Genomic DNA, 19,734 nt, shown 5'->3' with positions numbered 1-19,734 from the left:
AGAATTTCTACCACTTTTCGCTATTTTTCGCGCATTGTATTACGACAGCAAAAAGCTGTGATAGAATAGTGATATGTGAAGTGAGCGGTGAGGAGTTGTCGGTATGCGTGCATTATGGGGGTACTTCTTATTAATTGGCTTGGGGCTGTTGATAGCTGTGTTTATATCGTTTCAATCGTTCTTTTCAGGCTTCGGTTTCAATTTGCCGAAGGATGAGGAGCAGGTCGGGATGAAGGATCAAATCGTTATTAAGTTCAGTCATGTCGTTGCTGAAAATACACCTAAAGGGCTAGCTGCGAACCGATTTGCCAAACTGGTAGATGAATATACAGGTCATCGTGTCAAAATTGAAGTTTATCCTAATCAGTCATTATATAGTGATCATGAAGAAATCGAAGCGTTACAAGAAAACAAGGTGCAGATGATTGCTCCGACTACATCTAAAATTACGAGCATATCAAAGAAATGGATGCTATTGGACCTTCCTTATGTCTTTCCAACGGACGCTGCCTTGCAGGAAGCATTGAATGGGGAAGTGGGGGAAGAGCTGCTTAAGCAGCTGAACACGATCGATATCGAGGGACTCGCATTTTGGTCGAATAACTATAAACAGATTACAAGCAGTAAACCGATCAGGCATCCAAGTGATTTTGCAGGAAAGAATTTTAGAATCATGCCAAGTGCAGTCCTGAAAAGCCAATTCAATCATTTTGGGGCGACAACATCTGAGCTGGAGTTTAACGAAACGTTTAAAAGCCTTGAAATCAATGAGACGGACAGTCAGGAAAATACGATTTCGAATATCTATTCCAAGAAATTATATGAGGTGCAAAAATATTTAACGATCAGTGACCATGGCTATTTAGGGTATGTAGTCATGATAAACAAACCGTTTTGGAACAAACTCCCTTTGGACATTCAGCAGCAAATTCAACGGGCGATGGATGATACAACGAGATGGCTATGGATCAAATCAAATGAATTGAACCAGGAACAGCTTAAGGAAATCCAGCAAAAATCGAATATCGACATCTATAAACTGACAGATGAAGAAAAGAAAGAATGGATGGATGAGATGACCGTCATCTATCCGGAATTCGAATCAACGATTGGAACCGAATTGATGACGAAGATGGAAAAGATCCGTGAAAAGCATTTAAAGGAATAACTAAATGATGGGGACAAAAAAGGAGCGGACCCAAGGCCCGCTCTTTTTCCTATTGTAATGCAGTTTGCAGTGTTTTTACGTTATTTTCCATTATACTGAAGTAATCTTCACCGGCTTCGATATCTTTATCCGTCAACACGGAAAGGTTATGGAGCTCAAGTGATTTCGCTCCCATTTCCTTTTGGATGATCTCGGTTAGTTTAGAACTGATATTTTGCTCAAAGATGACGTAGTTCAAGTCTTCTTCTTTAGCCATGGTTACGATTTTCCCCAGTTCCTTTTGAGAAGGTTCGTTTGAAGATGTTAGTCCTGTGACGCCAATTTGCTCCAATCCATAGCGTTCTTCCCAATAGCCATATGCAGAATGGGAAACAATGATCTTATTGGTACGGCCTGACTCGATTGTCGTCGCGAATTTTTCATCAAGTGCCTCAAGTTTTTTGGAAAGCTCGTTGAAACGATTGTTGAAATATTCTTCCTGTTCCGGCATTTTTTTCGTTAATTCGTCCTTGATGGTTTTAGCCATGTCAATGGAATAGATGGGATCTAACCACAAATGCGGATTAACGCCCCCATGGTCATGACCGTCTTCCTCTTCGTGTGCATGCTCATCAAGATGAACCGTTTCGCCCACCGCAACCGTACTGACGCCTTCTTTGCTTAGAATTGGTTCAGCCTTGGTTACAAAGCCTTCAAGATTATAGCCAATATAGAAAAATAGGTCTGACTCAGCCATTTTTACAATATCTTTTTGAGAGGGTTCGAATGAGTGTTCATCCGTTCCGGGAGGATAAACCGTCTCGACATTTACGTACTCCCCGCCAATGGCTTCTGTGAAGTATTGTAAAGGGTAAACCGTCGTATATATATCCAAGGCATCCTTGGTTTCTTCTTTACTCGATTCTCCCTTCGAGTTGCCGTTGCCGCAGGCTGACAGAAATACCGCAGTAACAAGGAAAAGTGAGAGCAATGCTCGAATTTTCATATGAAATGCTCCTTTATAATTCGTATTGATTACGATTTGAATGTTATATGGAAAAAACGAAATGATTACGATTTGACTTCTGTATGATACAAAAGATTGCAAAAGAAAGCAAGGTTTTTTTCTATTGGTCCTCACTTTTTTCTTTTTTTTCAGGAACAAGGTCAATGCCCCCTGGATGAAACGGATGACATTTAAGAATGCGGATGAGTGCTAACCAGCTTCCTTTTATAGGTCCGAAACGATTGATCGCTTCCAAACCATAATGGGAACAAGTTGGGTAAAAACGGCAGGTAGGCGGCTTTATTGGAGAAATAGCAACTTGGTAAAAACGAATGATTCCCATTAATATTTTTTTCAACACAATGCTTTCATCTCTTTTCGAGTAAATTCACTACCCTTAATTATAGCATATTTTCTAAATTTCCAATAAGGGTAAAAAAGGAATAAGCATGTAGGTATTCCGAGTGATATAATAAGAATTGATTTTAAAGGATGAAATATATTGTTATTCAAGGTAAAATAGAGATGACATACAATTAAGGAGTGAATTAAATGCCTTCAGTTGAAAGCTTTGAATTAGATCATAATGCTGTTAAAGCCCCATATGTTAGACATTGCGGTGTCCATAAGGTCGGAACAGACGGTGTTGTTAATAAATTTGATATCCGTTTTTGCCAGCCGAATAAACAAGCGATGAAGCCGGATACGATCCATACCTTGGAACACTTGCTTGCATTCAATATCCGTAAGCATTCCGAGCGCTACGATCATTTTGATATAATCGATATATCGCCAATGGGATGTCAAACAGGATATTACCTTGTTGTCAGCGGTGAGCCGACAGTGACGGAAATCATCGATGTTCTTGAAGATACATTCAAGGATGCTGTTACAATTACCGAAATTCCAGCTGCAAATGAAAAACAATGCGGCCAAGCAAAATTGCATGATCTTGAAGGAGCCAAGAAATTGATGAATTTCTGGCTTGCACAAGATAAAGAAGATCTTCATAAAGTTTTTGGTTAATAAAAAAAGTTCCTGTCCATTTGTGACAGGAACTTTTTTTATTTTTCATGTTCTTCTTTTTTGGCCTCATCCTCAGGCAAAGGATCGACGGGGTCCACTGTATGCTTGTAGCTGTAACCCTTTCCGATTGTTAGGACCGATAATGCCAATACAATCAGAATCACAATGATGGAGATAACTAAAACCGTAATCATACTTTACAGCTCCTAACGTTCACAATTTAGATTCATTTTAGCATAAGAACCTAGTCAGATAATGTTTCAATTTTCGAATAGAGGGAATTATAAAGGTATAACCAACTTACGGAGGTAGATATTTGTGGCTCAGAAAAAATTAGGAACTTTAGTGAATAAGGAAATTGCAAACTTCAGTGTTCTTTATACGAAAATTCATAATTACCACTGGTTCGTGAATGGACCGCACTTCTTTGAACTTCACCAAAAACTGGAAGAATTATATAAAGAAGTGACATCCAACTATGACGAATTGGCTGAAAGATTATTGGCCATTGGTGAAAAGCCGGTTGCTACGCTTAAAGAATACCTGGAATTAACGACGATCGAAGAAGCGACAGGTAATGAAAATACAGAAGATATGGTTCAAAGCGTCATCAGTGATTTTGAGAAGCTTTCCGAAGAGTTCCTTGAAATCATCGAAGTTGCCGAAGAAGAAGATCCGGTTACGGCTGATATGCTGACAGGCATGAAGAAAAGCTTAAATAAACATGCTTGGATGCTGCGTGCGTATTTAGGACATTAAGATTTAGGAAAAGCCCTGCTTCGGCAGGGCTTTTTTTATGGGTAAAACAATAAAAAAGGCATCCATCAAAAGAAGGACACCTGTCAAGGTATGTATTAATGAATATTCCTTGGCGGAAAATGTGTAGGTTTCGTGTCGTTCATACTATTTTGAGCGAACTTCCCTTTTAACGTTTCTATAATGTAAAGGCCCATTAAATTGGTTAGTTCTTGATCATCCATCTCTTGAAGCAATTCGAAAATTTCCTTGCGGTCAAGCTGTTCCAGAACCGCAAAAGTAAGCATATCAATATCTTCTTCATCACCAGTCATCTTATCACGGTACATATTGTATAATTCTTCAATTAACTTCAAAACTCTCACCTCACATTTATTAGAAATCCGTTATCTCTTTATATGTAGGTTATCAAAAAAACCTCTGGGTGCATATAAAAATCTTAAGGGATGCTTGGGCTTATTATATGTTTTACCCTTTGAAAGATACTTTAATCTATTATTTAACATCTTTGTTCTTCTGTAAACAAAATTTTCCATTGTATGAAGTAGGGAAATACGTGAAAAATAAGCGTAGGATATATGGAAAGGGTGGATGGATGTGTCTGAAAACAGGAAAAAATATTACATTTGGCTTCCGAATGGGCAGATAACACAAGATAGGGAAAGTTCTCCATGGAATTTTGAGATCGAGGCGACAGATAATGAAATCATAAAATTACGTGAATTATTTGATTATAATTATTCAGTAGGGGAAGAAAATTTTTACCGGGCACATGTCCCATACCTCCAATATCATTTTGACCGCGAAAATGATAAACAGGATATAACGCTCCAAAAAATTTACGAGATGATTTATGCCCTAGGTACTGAAGAAGGAAGACAGCATATAGAAAGCATGGGGATTTTACAGGCAAAACCAACAGACGATGGCCTCGAATATTGAGGGTCCATCGTTTTTTTTGATGGTTTCTTGCTGGATAGTGGTTTTCTTTACCCATATAATGAGAGAAGGGACATAGCATTATTTCTTATACGGAGAGAAGGGGAAAAATGAAACGTTTTCTTGATAAGAACGGATATAAGGTCGAATTCTCCGAGAATCCTGTCTTTGGAGAGTCTTGGCATGTTTTTGTACTCAGCAGATATAAGGGCAGTTGGGTATTGACCAAACACAGAGAACGGGGATTGGAGTTCCCTGGAGGTAAACGGGAAGCAGGCGAATCGATTGAAGAAACAGCCATACGTGAAGTGTATGAAGAAACAGGAGGCCTGGTGGGCCAGTTGCAATTTTTGGGACAATATAAGGTACATCATCCAGTCAAACCATTTGTTAAAACGATATACTATGCTGCATTGAGTGGGGTAGAAAAGAAACAAAATTACCTGGAAACAGATGGCCCGGTCTTTTTGGAAGCATTGCCGGATGAACTCGGTGAGGAGTTTAGCTTCATCATGAAAGATGAGATTGTACCGTTGAGCTTATCAAGACTGGATGAAGGCAATTTGCTGAGAAACGATTCAATCGCTGGAACTCGCGAGTAAACCGCCGAACTCACGAGTAAATCGCCTAAGATCACGAGTAAACCGTCAAAATTCACGAGTAAACGCCCGAACAACAAGTAAACAATCCGAAACTCAACTAAATTCAATTTTCATCTCAAGCATGAATGAAAAACTGCCGAGGTTTATCGGCAGTTTGGTTAGTCTTTGATTAATTTTCTCTCGAGCAGTTCTACTAGCTGATACATGATTGTGGCAAATACGGCAATGATCATTAGGGATAGCATTACAAGGGTGAAGTTGAAGACTTGAAAGCCATAAATGATGAGGTAGCCGAGTCCTTTGGCTGAAACAAGGAATTCCCCTACGATGACGCCGACCCATGAGAGGCCGACATTCACTTTCAATGTTGAGATGATCGTTGGGAAGGAGGCGGGTAATATGGCTTCCCGAAAAGCTTGTGTTCTTGTGGCGCCAAAAGTTTGGAGCACCTTCAAGTAGTTTGGGTCCACTTCGCGAAATGCGGTGTAGACGACGATGGTGGTGATGATGATGGAGATGATCGCCCCCATCGAGATGATGGATGGAAAGCCAGGGCCGAATGCCACGATGATGATAGGGCCGAGTGCCACTTTCGGCATGGCATTTAAAATGACGAGATAGGGGTCAAGTGTTTTGGATAATCTTGGCGACCACCATAGCAGGGATGCCAGGATCGTTCCAAGCAGTGTCCCAATGATAAAGCCGAGAACGGTCTCGAATAGGGTCACTCCGGAATGGGATAGAAGTGTTCCATCACCCAATTTCTGTATGAAAAGATGCCACACTTTTGTTGGGGAGCTGAAGATGAGCGGATCGATCATTTTCATTCTGGATAAAAGTTCCCAACTGCTGAAAAAAACGATGAAAATCAGGATCTGATAAAAGCGAATGAGCCTGTTTTCTTTTTTTACTGAGGTTTTATATTGGTTATGAAGCTGTTCAATATTCAAGGCTCTCAAGCTCCTTCCAGATCGTTTGGAATAGCGTCGGATACTGTGGATGGTTGCGTGCATGGAAAGGTGTGAGATCCCGCAGTTCATCGGGAACTTTGAAAGTTTTGTGCACGCTCCCCGGGTTCGCGGAAAACAGATAGATGCGGTCACTCATTGCAATGGCTTCACCAATATCATGGGTGACGAGCACAGCTGTCTTTCCGAAGGATTTCAGGGTTTCAAAAATAAGGTCTTCCAGTTTCAACTTCGTTTGGTAATCAAGAGCCGAAAATGGCTCATCAAGCAAAAGGATTTTTGGGTCGACCGCCAGTGTCCGTGCCAGTGCAGCCCTTTGCCTCATTCCTCCCGAGAGTTCGCGCGGATATAATTTTCCGGTGCCTCCCAATCCAACGTCACTTAAAAGTTTCAGCGTTTTTATTCTCTCAAGACCTTCATCTTTTTTAATCAGTTTCAATCCTAATAATATATTTTCTTCAATCGTCTTCCATGGAAATAAATAATCCTGCTGCAGCATATAGCCGATTGAAAGGTCACTGTTGGCTTTCAGCGGTTTGTTTTCGAGCAGGATCTTTCCTGCAGTGGGCGGAAATAACCCCGCGATGATGGAAAGCAGGGTGGTTTTTCCGCAGCCGCTCGGACCTAGAAAAGAGACGAATTCACCTTTTTCAATGTCGAGGGAAATGTCCGCTAATGCGGTCGCTGCCGTCTGATTTGAAAAATAAGTATGGTGAATGTCTTGGATTTTTAAAAAGCTCATCTGACATCCTCCTTACCTTTAGCTATGCTATTTTGTGACTTCTTCAGCAAAATCGGTATTGACCAGCTCTTCATGGCTTATACGTGAAGGTAGCTCGCCAGCTTCATCCATGATGTTTTGCAGATTGTTCCATTCTTCTTCATCAAGGATGGGGTCGGTGGCAAAGGAACCTTGTTCTTTGTAACGGTTGATGACTGTTTCCATCGTTTCGATATTGGTATCTTCAAAATACGGCTGAATAACTTCGGCAATTTCAGCAGCATCATTTTCCTGAACCCAATCCTGTGCTTTCTTTAATGCTCTCGTGAATTTTTCGACAGTCTCTTTATCTTCTTTCAAATAGCTTTCCTTAGCCATATAAACTGTATAGGGAAGATGCCCGGACTCGGTACCGAAAGAAGCGACGATATAGCCTTTTCCTTCTTTTTCAAACACACTGGCCGTTGGTTCGAACAGTTGAACAAAATCGCCGGTTCCGGAAGCGAAGGCAGTTGCGACATTCGCAAAATCAATGTTCTGGATGAGGGTCAAATCTTTTTTCGGATCTATGTTATGTTTTTTCAATACGAACTCGCCGGCCATTTGCGGCATCCCGCCTTTTCGCTGGCCTAGGAATGTAGAGTTTTTCAGCATATCCCAATTGAAGTTATCAATTTTTTCACGTGAAACAAGAAACGTTCCATCCGTTTGTGTTAATTGAGCGAAGTTGATGACGGGATCGTTCGAACCTTGTGCCTGAACGTAAATCGATGTTTCAGAGCCAACGAGAGCAATATCCGCCCCATCGGACAGAAGCGTGGTCATGGTCTTGTCGCCGCCTGCTGTCGTTTTCAAATCAATGCTGAGACCCTCATCTTTAAAAAATCCTTTTTCAATCGCTACATATTGAGGTGTATAGAAAAGGGAGCGGGTTACTTCGGCAACCCTGACCTTCGTTGTTTCCTGTTCCTTGTTGCCGCATGCACCAAGCGGGATCACCAGCATGCACAAAAGTAAAAATACGACACCTGCTTTACACCATTTTTTCAAAATTCCTTCCTCCTTGATATATAGGTATTTTGCCTACATTATCGTATGAACGGAAGAAAAAAATGTGAATGCCTCGCAGGGGATAAAAACAAGCGGATGTTTTACAATAAGATTAAAGAGAAAGGAGAGTGGAAATTGGAGAACGGGACGATTATTTCAAAACGGCGGTTTCCATCACCGCATCCACGAATCCATCTTTATTCAGTTACGTACATATCACAAGGCCTGAAGGTAAAGGGGTTGCTGGCTGAACCTGTTGATGGGGAAATACATGATGCCTTCTTATATTTACGCGGCGGGATTAAAAATGTAGGCAAGGTGAGACCCGCTAGGATCGTGCAGTATGCCGTAGAAGGTTTCATCGTTTTTGCCCCTTTTTACCGTGGAAATCAAGGCGGAGAGGGAGATGAGGATTTTGGAGGCGAAGATAGATTCGATGCGATATCAGGATTCAATCTTCTTGAACAGCATCCCCGAGTGAATAAGGATCACATTCATATCCTTGGATTTTCTCGTGGCGGCATCATGGCGCTTTGGACGGGGATATACTGCAGGAATGCAGCGTCGATCGTCACATGGGGTGGAGTGTCGGATATGTTTTTAACATATGTCGAACGTGTCGATATGCGCCGGATGATGAAGCGGGTCATCGGCGGTACACCTAATAAATGCCCCGATCAATATGAATACCGTACGCCATTGTTTGCGATTGAAGATTTGAATGTACCCGTACTGATCATTCATGGTGAAAAAGATGATAATGTCGCCATTGAACACGCGTACCGGTTGGAAAAAAGGCTGAAAATGCATGACAAAAAGGTCGAAAGCTGGTATTTCCCTCAATTCACACATTACTTCCCACCGGCCGTGAACAGAAAAGTAGTCGAAGATTTAACATCTTGGATGAAAAGTAAAACCGAATAATGATAGAATGAAGTATATATTGGCAAGAGGAGGAGATACACATGGGCATGCCTATGGAGCTAAATACCATGATCGTTACAAAAGGGAACGAAACCCGTGAAGAAGAAAACATTTTTCGGCTCTCGAAAGATGGATACAGGTTATACCCTATCGATATTCCAATCGATGTCCGCAAGACGATTCAATCTGACTCAAGCGGAACAGCCGTTATCCAAAAAATTGAATGGACCAGTGAAAAGACCATCATTACGTACCAACTACTATCACTGAACTCAACTAACTAAATAGACAAGCGCTTGCCGGGAATCGTCTTCGCTGCAAGCGCTTTTTTTGATTTGTGGCAGAATTCGACCAGGTGTGCGAAAGATTCGGTCTTTATACGCCCGTCATTCGACCCACGCATCCGACCGTACACGCTCAAAATTCGACCCACGCATCAACAAAATCGACCGTACACGCCCATCATTCGACCCACGCATCAACAAAATCGACCGTACACGCTCATCATTCGACCCACGCATCAACAAAATCGACCGTACACGCCCATCATTCGACCCACGCATCAACAAATTGGGCCGTACATACTCATCATTCGACCCACGCATCAACAAATTGGGCCGTACACGCTCATCATTCGCCCCACGCATCAACAAAATCGACCGTACACGCTCATCATTCGACCCACGCATCAACAAAATCGACCGTACACGCTCATCATTCGACCCACGCATCAACAAAATCGACCGTACACGCTCATCATTCGACCTCTGCACCAATAATCCAACCTACGTGGTAAAATGGTGGAAAGTGCATGATGCGGGGTGATTTGATGATTTTGGTGAGTGCTTGTTTAGCGGGTCTAGAGGTAAGATACAATGGTACACATAGCCTGGATGATGGAATTATGGAATTAATGAGGGAGAAAAAGGCTATAGCGGTTTGTCCTGAGTTGCTTGGCGGTTTTTCGACACCGAGGGAGCCTGCTGAGATAGTTGGCGGTGAAGGTGGGGATGTACTTGATGGAAAAGCGAAGATCATTGAAAAGTCGGGCAGGGATGTAACGGAATTGTACATAAAGGGAGCCAAACTTACGTTATTGAAAGCCCAGGAGGTAGGGGCGACGTTAGTCGTTTTAAAAGAAAATAGTCCATCCTGTGGAAGTGCCACGATTTATAATGGGAAATTCAACGGGGAGAAGAAGGTCGGGAATGGAGTGACCGCGGCTTTGCTTAGGCGGCATGGATTCACTGTCATTTCAGAGGAAGGGTTATATGAAAAATGAGTAATGGCATTTTTGATAATGCTCTTGAAAGAAGGGGAATACATGGAGGATATCAATCTCTATACTTTGCTATTTTTAGTACTTGCGGGTTTTATTGCCGCATTCATCGATTCCGTTGTGGGCGGGGGCGGATTAATTTCCATTCCGGCTTTATTATTCACGGGGATTTCGCCTTCAGCGGCACTTGCCACTAACAAGCTGGCGGGTACTATGGGATCTTTAACGAGTACGATTTCATTCATTCGGGCTGGAAAAGTGGATTTCAAATTTGTCATCAAGCTGTTTCCGATTACCGTGATTGGAGCGGCGTTAGGAGCATACGTTGTACATTTTGTTTCCGCAGAGGTACTGAAGCCCCTCATTTTGATTTTATTGGTCGTGGTTGCGATTTATACGTTGGTAAAAAAAGATTGGGGTAAAGATGCAAAGTATAAAGGGCTAACAAGGAAGAAAATGATTCTTTTGATTGTCATAATATTTGCGATTGGTTTTTATGATGGTTTTCTTGGACCAGGTACAGGTTCCTTTTTATTATTTTCATTGTTGATCATCGGGTTTGATTTTGTCCAGGCAGCCGGGAATGCAAGAATATTGAATTTTGGAAGCAATATTGCCGCACTTATCATTTTCTTATCTTTGGGGACCGTTAATTTTGCCTATGGAATTCCGATGGGTCTGGCAATGGTCGCAGGAGCACTGGTAGGAACGAACTTCGCAATTAAAAAAGGTGCTTCCTATGTACGAATATTATTCATTTGTGTCACGATTTTATTGATTGGAAAAAATGTCCTTAATTATTTTCATGTGTTTTGATGCATCGTATCCACGAATGATTCTATTAAAAATGGCCGGGGATACAAATCGTATTTTCGGCCATTTTTACATTCATTTTGTGAAATTCAAGTCCCAGTGAATGCCGAATTTATCCTTGACCTTACCATACTTAGCTCCCCAAAAGGTATCTTGCAGTTCCATTAAGGATAATCCTTGTTCACACATAACCTCATATAAATGCTTGATTTCCGTGTCGCTTTCACATTCGAGAACCAAGGCAACATTATTCCCGGCTTCAAAGGGATTGCCTGGAAACGTATCGGATACCATGATCAACAAATCGCCTTTTTTGATTTTGGCATGCAGAACAAGGTCATTCGCTTCTTCAGGTGTTGGGAAATTAGCTTCCCCGTAAGTTTGCATATCGGTAATCTCTGCATGAAATACCTCTGCATAAAAGGCTAATGCGTCTTTTGCTTGTCCATCGAAGATTAAATAGGGGGTAACTTGATTTTTCATACTAATCCTCCTGTTTCGTGTCATGACTATCAATTCGACAGGGAGATCTTATCCTCCTTTATATTCACGGGGGCTTAGCTGCATTTTCACAAGAACGACTTCATATTACCACATTTAACACACTTAGGATCTTTCCCGAACATTACAACACCTCCAAGCAGGTTTTAATCATATACGATTGACTTCAATGAAACTTTGATTTTCCAAACTATCACATATGAATTTAGCATTTTAAATTTAAATTAGTTATGTACTCTTTGCGTTTATCCGGCGCTAATAAAAGGGCAAATGAAAATGGAAGCAGCCGTTTCATAATTTGACTGAAAAGAAAAAGCCTGCCGCTTACGTGACAGGCTTTTCTCACTATTTGATTTTTCATAATGGAAGGGGGGATTTCATTCCGCAATGCTTCAATAGGATTTCAACTATGCGTTTTGAAGCGAATCCATCTCCGTATGGGTTGGAAGCTGTCGCCATTTTTTTATAGGTTTCTTCATTTGTAAGTAAGTTTGAGGCTAATTGATAAATTCGTTCTTCCTCAATTCCTGCCAGTAAAAGGGTACCAGCATCGATTCCTTCCGGACGTTCTGTTGTATCCCGTAACACAAGGACAGGAACGCCGAGTGAGGGAGCTTCTTCTTGTACTCCTCCAGAATCTGTCAATATTAGATGGGCGTGCGCCGCAAAATTATGAAAATCAAGCACCTCAAGCGGCTCAATTAAGTGAAGTCTTTCCGTTTCACCAAAAATCCGGTAAGCAATTTCACGGACAACCGGGTTTTTATGTAGCGGGAAAACAACTTGGATATCCGTGTAATCTTCAAGCAGACGTTTGACGGAACGGAATATTTCTTCCATTGGTTTTCCGATATTTTCCCGTCTGTGCGCTGTCATCAATAACATGCGGTCTCCATTTAAACCAGATAGAATCGGATGTTCATAATCTTTCTGTACTGTTGTTTTCAACGCATCGATAGCCGTATTGCCAGTAATGTGGATACAATCACTCTTTTTATTTTCCAAAATTAGATTCTCTGCCGCCTGATTTGTTGGCGCAAAGTGCAAATCAGCCAGGACGCCTGTCAGCTGCCTATTCATTTCTTCAGGATATGGAGAATACTTATTACCAGTCCGGAGACCAGCTTCAACGTGACCAATCTGTATCTTATTATAGAAAGCTGCCAAGCTTGCGATGAAAGTTGTCGTTGTATCCCCATGTACGAGGACGATATCCGGTTTTATATCTTTCATGAGCGAACTCAATTTTTCAAGCCCTCGAGTTGTAATTTCTTCTAATGTTTGTCTATCCTTCATCATATCCAAATCGTGATCAGGCTTTATTTTAAAACATTGCAAGACTTGGTCGAGCATTTCCCTATGCTGGGCGGTGACCACCACGATGGTTTCTATTTCTTCTGGATGCTTTTTCAGTTCCAAAACGACTGGTGCCATTTTGATAGCCTCTGGTCTTGTACCAAATACGGTCATGACCTTAATACGTTGTTTAGGCATGCTCATTTCCTCCCCTTCTGAATGTCTCCCTCATTATAACGGGAAGTTCATGGGAAATATAAAAACGAAACAATAATTAACGGAATGTTTACAATATTAATAAGGACTTTATATTTCTTTAACCCTCAGTTAATATCTGGCATTTACAATATAAAGCAGGAAGTAAAGCACAGCAGAATAGAGGTGATAGGCGAATATGAAAAGCGTCCTGATGATCGTGCAAAACTTTTATCCGGAAATCGGAAGTGCGGGAAATAGAATGAAAAATATATATCTCCATTTGAAAAGGAACGGATTTGAGGTAACGGTCATCACATTGAAGCCGAGTTATCCTAATCAAAGTTTATATCAAGATACAAAGTTTTGGGATGAAGACAGCATTGAAGAAGATGTCATCAGGATTAAACCGGACAAAGTGAAGAGGTATACAAGCAATATGGGGAAGCGGTTGCTTCATTATCTTGAAGCGATGTGGCTTTTCATTTATACAATCATCCGTCTCGAAAAAAAATATGACTATGTGTTTGCCACGACCCCGCCGATCTTCCCGACAATGGCGGCTTTGATCGCCAAGAAAAAGATGAAGGCGAAACTCATTACCGATGTCAGGGATTTATGGCCGGAATCGTTGATAGGAGTAGGAGTATTTACTAATAAGTGGGTTTTGAAAGTCGCTTTTTTCCTGGAAAGGAAGCTATATCGGCATTCAGATTTTATTATCATCAATAGTCCTGGTTTCAGGGATTATATCGTTGCAAAGGGAGTTAAGGAAGAGGCCATCCAATACATCCCCAATTCGCTTACTGCGGATGAGCTTACGTTAAAGAATTTACTTACACCCGTATCGGAAAAGGTAATCAAGGTTGTTTATGCTGGGAATATCGGACTGGCCCAGGACTTGAAAAAACTGATAGCCGTAGCTGAAAAGCTAAGGGAACATAAACAAATCGAGTTCTCGATGATTGGATATGGATATCGGATATCCGAAGTGGAGAAGGAGATAAGCTCTAGAGGGCTGACAAATATTAAAATGATTAATGCGATGAATCGAAGAGTGACTCTTCATGAAGTTTCATCGTCCCATATTGCTTATGTGAGCCTGGTTGAAAAAGAAGTCTTCAATAAGGTGCTGCCTGGTAAAATCATCGATTATATGTGTGTCGGAATACCCATTGTCGGTGATGTGGACGGCAGGGCCAAAAAGATGCTTTCAGAGGCGAAATGCGGGCTGGTGGCAGAGAGCAGGAATGTTGATGAAATCTGCCAGCATATCTTGACCATGGCCTCAGATCCATCCCTTCGTGAAGAACTGGGGGAAAACGGTCATCGGTATGCTAAACAACATTTTCAATGGTCTAAAAATATTAAAGGTCTCATCAATGTGATGGAAGCGTCAGGCTGAAAAATCCGGAAGTGGAGGACAACATGGCGAAGAAAGTATGTATGTTCGTGTGGAATCACTTTACAAACGATGCAAGGGTTCTAAGAGAATGCACAGCACTTACTGAAAGTGGTTATGAAGTCGATTTAATTGCCATTCATAACTGGAAAATAGAGGGTTTGCCCAAAAAGGAGAAACACCAAAATGGTTTCTCTGTCACCAGGGTGAATAACCGCTGGGAGGCGCTTCATAGGATTCTCAGGATCGTAGGCAAATTGAAGAAGAAGAAGTTTGAAATCGTTCTGTTGGCCTTATTGGTCTGGAATACGTTGTGGAACTTGAACTTGATCAACGGCTGGTTGGGATCGGCAATACTGTTCGGTTCATTTGCACTCCTTGCGATGGGCACCCTGATGATCACCAAAACGAAGCTGCCGACACTATTAACGAGGAGCTACATTTTTGGTCAAATGATCTATCATGGCAGGAAAAGGAAATATGATTTTTATCATTCAAATGACTTGAATACGCTCATGCAGGGAGCAATCAGCAGTAAATGGTTGAGAAGGAAGAAGTTAATTTATGACTCGCATGAGGTACAAACGAGCAGAACGGGATATAATAGCCGAATTTACGGGATGATGGAGAAATTCCTATTAATGTTCGTCGATGAAATGATTGCCGAAAACCATACGAGAGCTAAGTATAACGAAGACTTATATGGTCTATATCCCAAGGTGGTCCATAACTACCCGATTCCAACGAATCCGGAGGAAAGTACGGCCGTGAATTTGCATGAGCTGCTCGATTTGCCAGAGAATGAACCGATTTTGTTATACCAAGGCGGCGTGCAAATGGGAAGAGGGCTGGAGCAATTGGTTGATGCTGTACCGATGATCGAGGGCGGGACGGTAGTTTTTATCGGAGATGGAAGAATCAAGGATGATTTAATGAAAAAAGTAAGCGACATGAATCTGGAGCATCGTGTGAAGTTCCTGCCGAAGGTTCCGGTCGACGAGCTGCTTCATTATACAAAAAATGCGTATTTAGGTTTTCAGATATTGAATAATGTCTGCTTTAATCACTACTCCGCTTCTTCAAATAAATTGTTTGAATACATGATGAGCGGTGTGCCTGTGGTTGCCTGCAGCTTTCCTGAAATTCAAAAGGTTGTCGATACGGAAAAAATCGGTGTTTGTGTCGATTCACATGATCCAAAATCAATTGCCGAAGGCGTCAATTACTTATTGAAACATCCTGAAAAAAGGGCGGAAATGAGCAATAACTGCCTGAAGGCGCGACAAAAATACAATTGGAAACAAGAGAAGGAAATCTTTATCGAAATCTATCAAACAGCCTAGGAAATTTGAGTGTAGCAGAAAAATAGATAGGAGTGGTTTATATGAAACTTTGTACAATCGGACTTGGTTATATAGGACTTCCGACTTCTTTAATGTTTGCGAAACACGGTGTCGATGTTGTCGGCGTGGATATCCATCCTGAGATTATTTCCAATTTGAATAGCGGCAGGCTCCATATCGAAGAACCTGGATTGGAGGAGGTATTGCAAGAAGTGCTTATTTCCAATAAGTTCCGAGCTGCGTTAAGCCCGGAGCATGCGGATGTTTTCATTATCGCGGTGCCTACACCAAATAAAAAGGACATACACCAATCTTGTGATTTAACTCATGTCCTGGATGCAACCTCTAACATTCTTCCTTTTATCAAAAAAGGAAATGTCATCATTATCGAATCGACGATAGCGCCGAGAAGTATGGATGATTATATTAAACCGATGATCGAGAGGACGGGCCTTACCATCGGAAAAGATATTTTCCTCGTTCATTGTCCGGAACGTGTTTTACCTGGAAGGATTCTTGAAGAGTTGGTTCATAATAACCGTATCGTCGGGGGCATCACGGAAACATGCTCATATAAAGGAAGTCTTGTTTATAAAACCTTCGTTCAAGGAGAGATCATTCAGACGGATGCGAAAACGGCTGAAATGTCCAAACTGATGGAAAACACCTTCAGGGATGTCAATATCGCCCTTGCGAATGAGCTGACGAAAATCTGTTTCGAGCTGGATATCAATGTTTTGGATGTCATATCGATGGCAAACAAACACCCTCGTGTCAATATTCACCAACCAGGACCAGGAGTTGGCGGCCATTGTTTAGCGGTCGATCCGTATTTCGTGGTTGCAAAGGCACCAGAGCAAGCGAGAATCATTAAATTGGCCCGCGATACCAACGTATCGATGCCTTATTATATCGTTAATTCCGTAAGGATGATGCTAGAGGGGATCCGGAAGCCAAAAGTAGCTGTTTTCGGTCTTGCATACAAAGGAAATGTAGATGATATTCGTGAAAGCCCAGCCATTGATGTCGTCAATATCTTGATGGGGATGGAAAACATCGAAGTATCCTTGCATGACCCGCATGTCCAATCTGGAAAGATGCCAGTCGTATCAGTGGAAGACGCTGTAAATGATGCCGACTTGATACTTGTCCTGACCGACCATGATGAATTTAAACAAATGGATTATGATAATCTATCAAATCTCATGAGAAATAAATTGATTTTGGATACACGCAATTGCATTGATGCAACTAAAACAGATGTCCCGGTTGCCAATCTAGGCAATATATATCAATACAAAACGATGTCCATGAAAAAAGCCAGGAATAAAGTGATCATCTAAAAACTTGGACAAACATAAATAAGTTATAAGGATTCAGGGGCGCTGACTATGACAGTGCCCTTTTTGAATTTCATCATCTGGCGGAGGAACGGAGGGCAGAAAATCATTGAAGAAAAGGACCAAGCGAGAGCTTGTCCTTTCAGAAACTGTGGAAACGTTTCAGTTGGTCTCAGAAATCTGCTCACTTCCGCCAAGCCCCGCCAAACAATCTGGAGGGGCTTGGCTAGCCATATATTAGGCCGTTGCAGCCGTTATTCTACCTAAACCGTACTTATTGACCTAAGACGCGGTTAATCGACCTACAGGGCACACTATTCGACCGTTGACGCAGTAAATCGACCTATCCGGCACATTATTCGACCGTTCACAAATTTAATCTACACCTCACTATTCGGACTCCGAAGCATTTATTTTTAAGGTCCACGCATGATATCCGCTTCATTTCCGCCGACTGTTGTCTGCCAAGTCTCTCGCTAATGTATCTAGCGGGTTCTTGGTTAGCCAGTGGCAGGAGTGTAGCAAATTTCTGAGGAATCCATTCAAAAAGTAAACCATGAGGGAACCAAGTCCAATCCGCTTTTTTGACAAACTGAAAGGACCAAGCAAGAGCTTGGTCCTTTTGTGTACAATTTATTAAGCTGTTGGTCCGCCAAGTTCTTCGATTTCACTTGGAACGCTGCCGAATTTCTTGAAGTTAGCACGGAATTGTGCGGCAAGGTCCGTCGCTGCTTCTTTATAAGCGGCAGGATCTGCCCAAGTCTTGATTGGTTGAAGCACTTCATCAGGAACACCAGGAACATGAAGCGGGATATCCAAGCCGAAGATATCATCTTTGATCGTTTCGATGTTCGCTAATTCACCTTCAAGTGCCGCTTGTACCATTGCACGAGTGTAAGCAAGTTTCATACGGCTTCCAGTTCCGTATGCTCCGCCAGTCCAGCCAGTGTTGACAAGGTATACCTTTGCATTGTGCTCGTCAATTTTATCACCAAGCATCTCAGCATAGCGTTGAGCTGGAAGCGGTAAGAATGGTGAACCGAAGCAAGTGGAGAATGTAGCTTCCGGCGAAGTTACACCTCTTTCAGTACCAGCCAATTTACTAGTGTATCCGCTTAGGAAGTGGAACATTGCCTGTTCTTTGGAAAGCTTGCTGATTGGAGGCAGAACGCCTGAAGCATCAGCTGTTAAGAAAATGATTGTATTTGGATGTCCTGCAATACTTGGGTTCACGATATTATCGATCGCTTGCATTTGGTAAGCAGCACGAGTGTTTTCAGTCAATGAACTGTCATCATAGTTCGCTTCACGTGTATCCGGATCAACAACAACATTTTCCAATACGGCACCGAAACGGATTGCATCGAAAATTTGTGGTTCTTTCTCACGTGAAAGATTGATCGTTTTCGCATAGCAGCCGCCTTCGATGTTGAATACGCCGTTAGAAGACCAGCCATGCTCGTCATCGCCAATCAGCTTACGGCTAGTGTCTGCTGATAAAGTTGTTTTGCCAGTACCGGACAGTCCAAAGAATAAAGCGACGTCCCCTTCACGTCCTACGTTAGCAGAGCAATGCATTGGAAGGATTCCAGCCTCTGGAAGTAAGTAGTTCATGATCGAGAAGATCGATTTTTTCATTTCTCCTGCATATTCCGTTCCGCCGATCAGGATGGTACGGCGTTCAAATGAAACGATGATGAAAGTTTCGGAAGTGGTTCCGTCCACTTCTGGGTCTGCTTTGAAGTTAGGCGCAGAAAGGATTGTGAATTCAGCTTCGTGACCTCTTAGTTCCTCTTCATTTGGACGGATGAACAAAGTATGGGCGAAAAGGTTATGCCAAGCATATTCATTAACAACACGGATTGGAAGACGAGATGATTCGTCTGCACCAGCGAAACCTTTAAAAACAAAAATCTCTTCTTTTGCTTTTAGGTAGTCAACTACTTTATTATATAGTTTATTGAATACATCTTCGGAAATTGGCTGGTTCACTGAACCCCAATCGATTTTATCTTTAACGGATGCTTCTTCCACGATAAATTTATCTTTAGGTGAACGACCAGTATATTTGCCAGTTTCAGCTTTTACTGCACCGGTTGATGTTAAAACGCCTTCATTTCTGCTTAATACTTTTTCGACCAATTGAGGAACTGAAAGTTGAGTTTGCACATTGTTTCCTGTTAATAACTGGTGTAACTCATTAGAAACATCTACAGAATTCATATATGAGGTACCTTCCTTTGTTTAAGTTTTTAGATTACAATTAGTATAACACATTCATTTGAATAGTCTATACTATTTCTTCTAATTTGTGATTATTTTCAGATGGTCGCGTTAATCATTTTATTCCGGCAGGAACCGAGTCAGGATTATCACATATACTTTAATGAAATCAATTTATTTTAATAGGAAGTAAGTAAGCAATA

Annotated in this window: 24 protein-coding genes; 13 read left to right on the top strand and 11 right to left on the bottom strand. The window is 41.6% G+C overall.

Going from position 1 to position 19,734, the window contains the following annotated elements:
- Window positions 1-103 precede the first annotated feature (103 nt).
- Window positions 104-1,168, top strand: coding sequence for a DctP family TRAP transporter solute-binding subunit (locus ACFVS1_RS24190; RefSeq protein WP_387551398.1), 1,065 nt, complete (start codon window positions 104-106; stop codon window positions 1,166-1,168).
- Window positions 1,169-1,217: 49 nt separating this feature from the next.
- Here ACFVS1_RS24190 and ACFVS1_RS24185 read toward each other — a convergent pair whose 3' ends face one another.
- Window positions 1,218-2,153 (bottom strand): metal ABC transporter solute-binding protein, Zn/Mn family, encoded by a 936-nt coding sequence (locus tag ACFVS1_RS24185; RefSeq protein WP_387551395.1) that lies wholly within the window; start codon window positions 2,151-2,153, stop codon window positions 1,218-1,220.
- Window positions 2,154-2,274: 121 nt separating this feature from the next.
- A complete protein-coding gene (yidD, locus tag ACFVS1_RS24180) occupies window positions 2,275-2,496 on the bottom strand; it encodes a membrane protein insertion efficiency factor YidD (protein ID WP_245406465.1) in 222 nt (73 codons plus the stop codon).
- A gap of 209 nt (window positions 2,497-2,705) precedes the next feature.
- On the opposite strand from yidD, the gene ACFVS1_RS24175 reads away from it, so the two are divergent.
- Complete coding sequence (locus ACFVS1_RS24175; protein ID WP_137019600.1) at window positions 2,706-3,179, top strand: S-ribosylhomocysteine lyase; 474 nt, start codon at window positions 2,706-2,708, stop codon at window positions 3,177-3,179.
- Window positions 3,180-3,217: 38 nt separating this feature from the next.
- Here ACFVS1_RS24175 and ytzI read toward each other — a convergent pair whose 3' ends face one another.
- Complete coding sequence (gene ytzI / locus ACFVS1_RS24170; protein ID WP_387551391.1) at window positions 3,218-3,373, bottom strand: YtzI protein; 156 nt, start codon at window positions 3,371-3,373, stop codon at window positions 3,218-3,220.
- A gap of 124 nt (window positions 3,374-3,497) precedes the next feature.
- Here ytzI and ACFVS1_RS24165 point away from each other — a divergent pair, with 124 nt between their 5' ends.
- Entirely contained in the window at window positions 3,498-3,938 is a 441-nt protein-coding gene (locus ACFVS1_RS24165; RefSeq protein WP_352926065.1) for a Dps family protein, read from the top strand.
- Between the two features lie 95 nt (window positions 3,939-4,033).
- On the opposite strand, the gene ACFVS1_RS24160 is transcribed toward ACFVS1_RS24165, so the two are convergent.
- Entirely contained in the window at window positions 4,034-4,300 is a 267-nt protein-coding gene (locus ACFVS1_RS24160; protein ID WP_370694063.1) for a DUF6154 family protein, read from the bottom strand.
- 226 nt (window positions 4,301-4,526) lie between these two features.
- Between ACFVS1_RS24160 and ACFVS1_RS24155 the strand changes: the two genes are divergently transcribed.
- On the top strand, window positions 4,527-4,877 hold the full coding sequence (locus tag ACFVS1_RS24155; RefSeq protein ID WP_387551387.1) for a hydrolase: 351 nt from the start codon (window positions 4,527-4,529) through the stop codon (window positions 4,875-4,877).
- A 107-nt stretch (window positions 4,878-4,984) separates the two neighbouring features.
- Entirely contained in the window at window positions 4,985-5,476 is a 492-nt protein-coding gene (gene ytkD / locus ACFVS1_RS24150; protein ID WP_387551384.1) for an RNA deprotection pyrophosphohydrolase, read from the top strand.
- A gap of 158 nt (window positions 5,477-5,634) precedes the next feature.
- Here ytkD and ACFVS1_RS24145 read toward each other — a convergent pair whose 3' ends face one another.
- From ACFVS1_RS24145 to ACFVS1_RS24135, 3 genes are read right to left on the bottom strand one after another with little or no spacing between them, the layout of a single operon-like run.
- On the bottom strand, window positions 5,635-6,426 hold the full coding sequence (locus ACFVS1_RS24145) for an ABC transporter permease (RefSeq protein WP_387551380.1): 792 nt from the start codon (window positions 6,424-6,426) through the stop codon (window positions 5,635-5,637).
- Window positions 6,416-7,186, bottom strand: coding sequence for an ABC transporter ATP-binding protein (locus ACFVS1_RS24140; protein ID WP_387551377.1), 771 nt, complete (start codon window positions 7,184-7,186; stop codon window positions 6,416-6,418). The genes ACFVS1_RS24145 and ACFVS1_RS24140 overlap by 11 nt, the downstream gene beginning before the upstream one ends.
- Window positions 7,187-7,213: 27 nt before the next feature.
- On the bottom strand, window positions 7,214-8,215 hold the full coding sequence (locus tag ACFVS1_RS24135) for an ABC transporter substrate-binding protein (RefSeq protein ID WP_387551374.1): 1,002 nt from the start codon (window positions 8,213-8,215) through the stop codon (window positions 7,214-7,216).
- A gap of 96 nt (window positions 8,216-8,311) precedes the next feature.
- On the opposite strand from ACFVS1_RS24135, the gene ACFVS1_RS24130 reads away from it, so the two are divergent.
- Window positions 8,312-9,139, top strand: coding sequence for an alpha/beta hydrolase family protein (locus tag ACFVS1_RS24130; RefSeq protein ID WP_352926075.1), 828 nt, complete (start codon window positions 8,312-8,314; stop codon window positions 9,137-9,139).
- A 41-nt stretch (window positions 9,140-9,180) separates the two neighbouring features.
- Complete coding sequence (locus tag ACFVS1_RS24125; protein WP_076370015.1) at window positions 9,181-9,423, top strand: DUF2584 domain-containing protein; 243 nt, start codon at window positions 9,181-9,183, stop codon at window positions 9,421-9,423.
- A 102-nt stretch (window positions 9,424-9,525) separates the two neighbouring features.
- Here ACFVS1_RS24125 and ACFVS1_RS24120 read toward each other — a convergent pair whose 3' ends face one another.
- Window positions 9,526-9,912 carry a hypothetical protein gene (locus ACFVS1_RS24120; RefSeq protein WP_387551370.1) on the bottom strand — a complete coding sequence of 129 codons (387 nt, stop codon included), beginning with the start codon at window positions 9,910-9,912 and terminating at the stop codon, window positions 9,526-9,528.
- Between the two features lie 56 nt (window positions 9,913-9,968).
- On the opposite strand from ACFVS1_RS24120, the gene ACFVS1_RS24115 reads away from it, so the two are divergent.
- Together ACFVS1_RS24115 and ACFVS1_RS24110 are read left to right on the top strand one after the other, a co-directional pair.
- The gene (locus tag ACFVS1_RS24115; RefSeq protein WP_352926319.1) at window positions 9,969-10,421 is read left to right on the top strand and encodes a 2-thiouracil desulfurase family protein; all 453 of its coding nucleotides are present in this window, start codon (window positions 9,969-9,971) and stop codon (window positions 10,419-10,421) included.
- A 42-nt stretch (window positions 10,422-10,463) separates the two neighbouring features.
- Entirely contained in the window at window positions 10,464-11,234 is a 771-nt protein-coding gene (locus ACFVS1_RS24110; RefSeq protein WP_387551367.1) for a sulfite exporter TauE/SafE family protein, read from the top strand.
- Between the two features lie 72 nt (window positions 11,235-11,306).
- Here the strand turns inward: ACFVS1_RS24110 and ACFVS1_RS24105 are convergent, their stop codons facing one another.
- Both ACFVS1_RS24105 and wecB read right to left on the bottom strand, forming a co-directional pair.
- Window positions 11,307-11,714 (bottom strand): VOC family protein, encoded by a 408-nt coding sequence (locus ACFVS1_RS24105; RefSeq protein WP_352926079.1) that lies wholly within the window; start codon window positions 11,712-11,714, stop codon window positions 11,307-11,309.
- Window positions 11,715-12,089: 375 nt separating this feature from the next.
- Window positions 12,090-13,226, bottom strand: a complete 1,137-nt coding sequence (wecB, locus tag ACFVS1_RS24100) for a non-hydrolyzing UDP-N-acetylglucosamine 2-epimerase (RefSeq protein WP_387551364.1) — start codon at window positions 13,224-13,226, stop codon at window positions 12,090-12,092.
- 196 nt (window positions 13,227-13,422) lie between these two features.
- On the opposite strand from wecB, the gene ACFVS1_RS24095 reads away from it, so the two are divergent.
- Genes ACFVS1_RS24095 through ACFVS1_RS24080 form a run of 4 tightly spaced genes read left to right on the top strand, consistent with a single transcriptional unit; the run spans window position 13,423 to window position 17,575 of the window.
- Complete coding sequence (locus ACFVS1_RS24095; RefSeq protein WP_387551361.1) at window positions 13,423-14,628, top strand: glycosyltransferase family 4 protein; 1,206 nt, start codon at window positions 13,423-13,425, stop codon at window positions 14,626-14,628.
- 23 nt (window positions 14,629-14,651) lie between these two features.
- The gene (locus ACFVS1_RS24090) at window positions 14,652-15,968 is read left to right on the top strand and encodes a glycosyltransferase (protein ID WP_387551358.1); all 1,317 of its coding nucleotides are present in this window, start codon (window positions 14,652-14,654) and stop codon (window positions 15,966-15,968) included.
- 41 nt (window positions 15,969-16,009) lie between these two features.
- Entirely contained in the window at window positions 16,010-17,311 is a 1,302-nt protein-coding gene (locus ACFVS1_RS24085) for a nucleotide sugar dehydrogenase (RefSeq protein WP_352926084.1), read from the top strand.
- Window positions 17,312-17,359: 48 nt separating this feature from the next.
- Complete coding sequence (locus ACFVS1_RS24080; protein WP_387551355.1) at window positions 17,360-17,575, top strand: hypothetical protein; 216 nt, start codon at window positions 17,360-17,362, stop codon at window positions 17,573-17,575.
- A gap of 369 nt (window positions 17,576-17,944) precedes the next feature.
- Here the strand turns inward: ACFVS1_RS24080 and pckA are convergent, their stop codons facing one another.
- Window positions 17,945-19,531, bottom strand: coding sequence for a phosphoenolpyruvate carboxykinase (ATP) (pckA, locus tag ACFVS1_RS24075; RefSeq protein ID WP_101225563.1), 1,587 nt, complete (start codon window positions 19,529-19,531; stop codon window positions 17,945-17,947).
- Window positions 19,532-19,734: the final 203 nt, after the last annotated feature.

Source organism: Peribacillus sp. NPDC058075 (assembly GCF_042885195.1).
Taxonomy (GTDB): Bacteria; Bacillota; Bacilli; order Bacillales; family DSM-1321; genus Peribacillus.
The sequence above is the reverse complement of the archived record's forward strand: the minus strand, read 5'-3'. Positions and strand labels throughout refer to the sequence as shown.

What these genes read in the sequence shown, in the direction of transcription:
- ACFVS1_RS24190 (WP_387551398.1), top strand. Translation starts at nt 104, where the DNA reads ATGCGTGCATTATGGGGGTACTTCTTATTAATTGGCTTGGGGCTGTTG.
- ACFVS1_RS24185 (WP_387551395.1), bottom strand. Translation starts at nt 2,153, where the DNA reads ATGAAAATTCGAGCATTGCTCTCACTTTTCCTTGTTACTGCGGTATTT.
- yidD (WP_245406465.1), bottom strand. Translation starts at nt 2,496, where the DNA reads ATGGGAATCATTCGTTTTTACCAAGTTGCTATTTCTCCAATAAAGCCG.
- ACFVS1_RS24175 (WP_137019600.1), top strand. Translation starts at nt 2,706, where the DNA reads ATGCCTTCAGTTGAAAGCTTTGAATTAGATCATAATGCTGTTAAAGCC.
- ytzI (WP_387551391.1), bottom strand. Translation starts at nt 3,373, where the DNA reads ATGATTACGGTTTTAGTTATCTCCATCATTGTGATTCTGATTGTATTG.
- ACFVS1_RS24155 (WP_387551387.1), top strand. Translation starts at nt 4,527, where the DNA reads ATGGATGTGTCTGAAAACAGGAAAAAATATTACATTTGGCTTCCGAAT.
- ytkD (WP_387551384.1), top strand. Translation starts at nt 4,985, where the DNA reads ATGAAACGTTTTCTTGATAAGAACGGATATAAGGTCGAATTCTCCGAG.
- ACFVS1_RS24140 (WP_387551377.1), bottom strand. Translation starts at nt 7,186, where the DNA reads ATGAGCTTTTTAAAAATCCAAGACATTCACCATACTTATTTTTCAAAT.
- ACFVS1_RS24130 (WP_352926075.1), top strand. Translation starts at nt 8,312, where the DNA reads ATGTTTTACAATAAGATTAAAGAGAAAGGAGAGTGGAAATTGGAGAAC.
- ACFVS1_RS24125 (WP_076370015.1), top strand. Translation starts at nt 9,181, where the DNA reads ATGGGCATGCCTATGGAGCTAAATACCATGATCGTTACAAAAGGGAAC.
- ACFVS1_RS24115 (WP_352926319.1), top strand. Translation starts at nt 9,969, where the DNA reads ATGATTTTGGTGAGTGCTTGTTTAGCGGGTCTAGAGGTAAGATACAAT.
- ACFVS1_RS24110 (WP_387551367.1), top strand. Translation starts at nt 10,464, where the DNA reads ATGGAGGATATCAATCTCTATACTTTGCTATTTTTAGTACTTGCGGGT.
- ACFVS1_RS24105 (WP_352926079.1), bottom strand. Translation starts at nt 11,714, where the DNA reads ATGAAAAATCAAGTTACCCCCTATTTAATCTTCGATGGACAAGCAAAA.
- wecB (WP_387551364.1), bottom strand. Translation starts at nt 13,226, where the DNA reads ATGCCTAAACAACGTATTAAGGTCATGACCGTATTTGGTACAAGACCA.
- ACFVS1_RS24095 (WP_387551361.1), top strand. Translation starts at nt 13,423, where the DNA reads ATGAAAAGCGTCCTGATGATCGTGCAAAACTTTTATCCGGAAATCGGA.
- ACFVS1_RS24090 (WP_387551358.1), top strand. Translation starts at nt 14,652, where the DNA reads ATGGCGAAGAAAGTATGTATGTTCGTGTGGAATCACTTTACAAACGAT.
- ACFVS1_RS24085 (WP_352926084.1), top strand. Translation starts at nt 16,010, where the DNA reads ATGAAACTTTGTACAATCGGACTTGGTTATATAGGACTTCCGACTTCT.
- ACFVS1_RS24080 (WP_387551355.1), top strand. Translation starts at nt 17,360, where the DNA reads ATGACAGTGCCCTTTTTGAATTTCATCATCTGGCGGAGGAACGGAGGG.
- pckA (WP_101225563.1), bottom strand. Translation starts at nt 19,531, where the DNA reads ATGAATTCTGTAGATGTTTCTAATGAGTTACACCAGTTATTAACAGGA.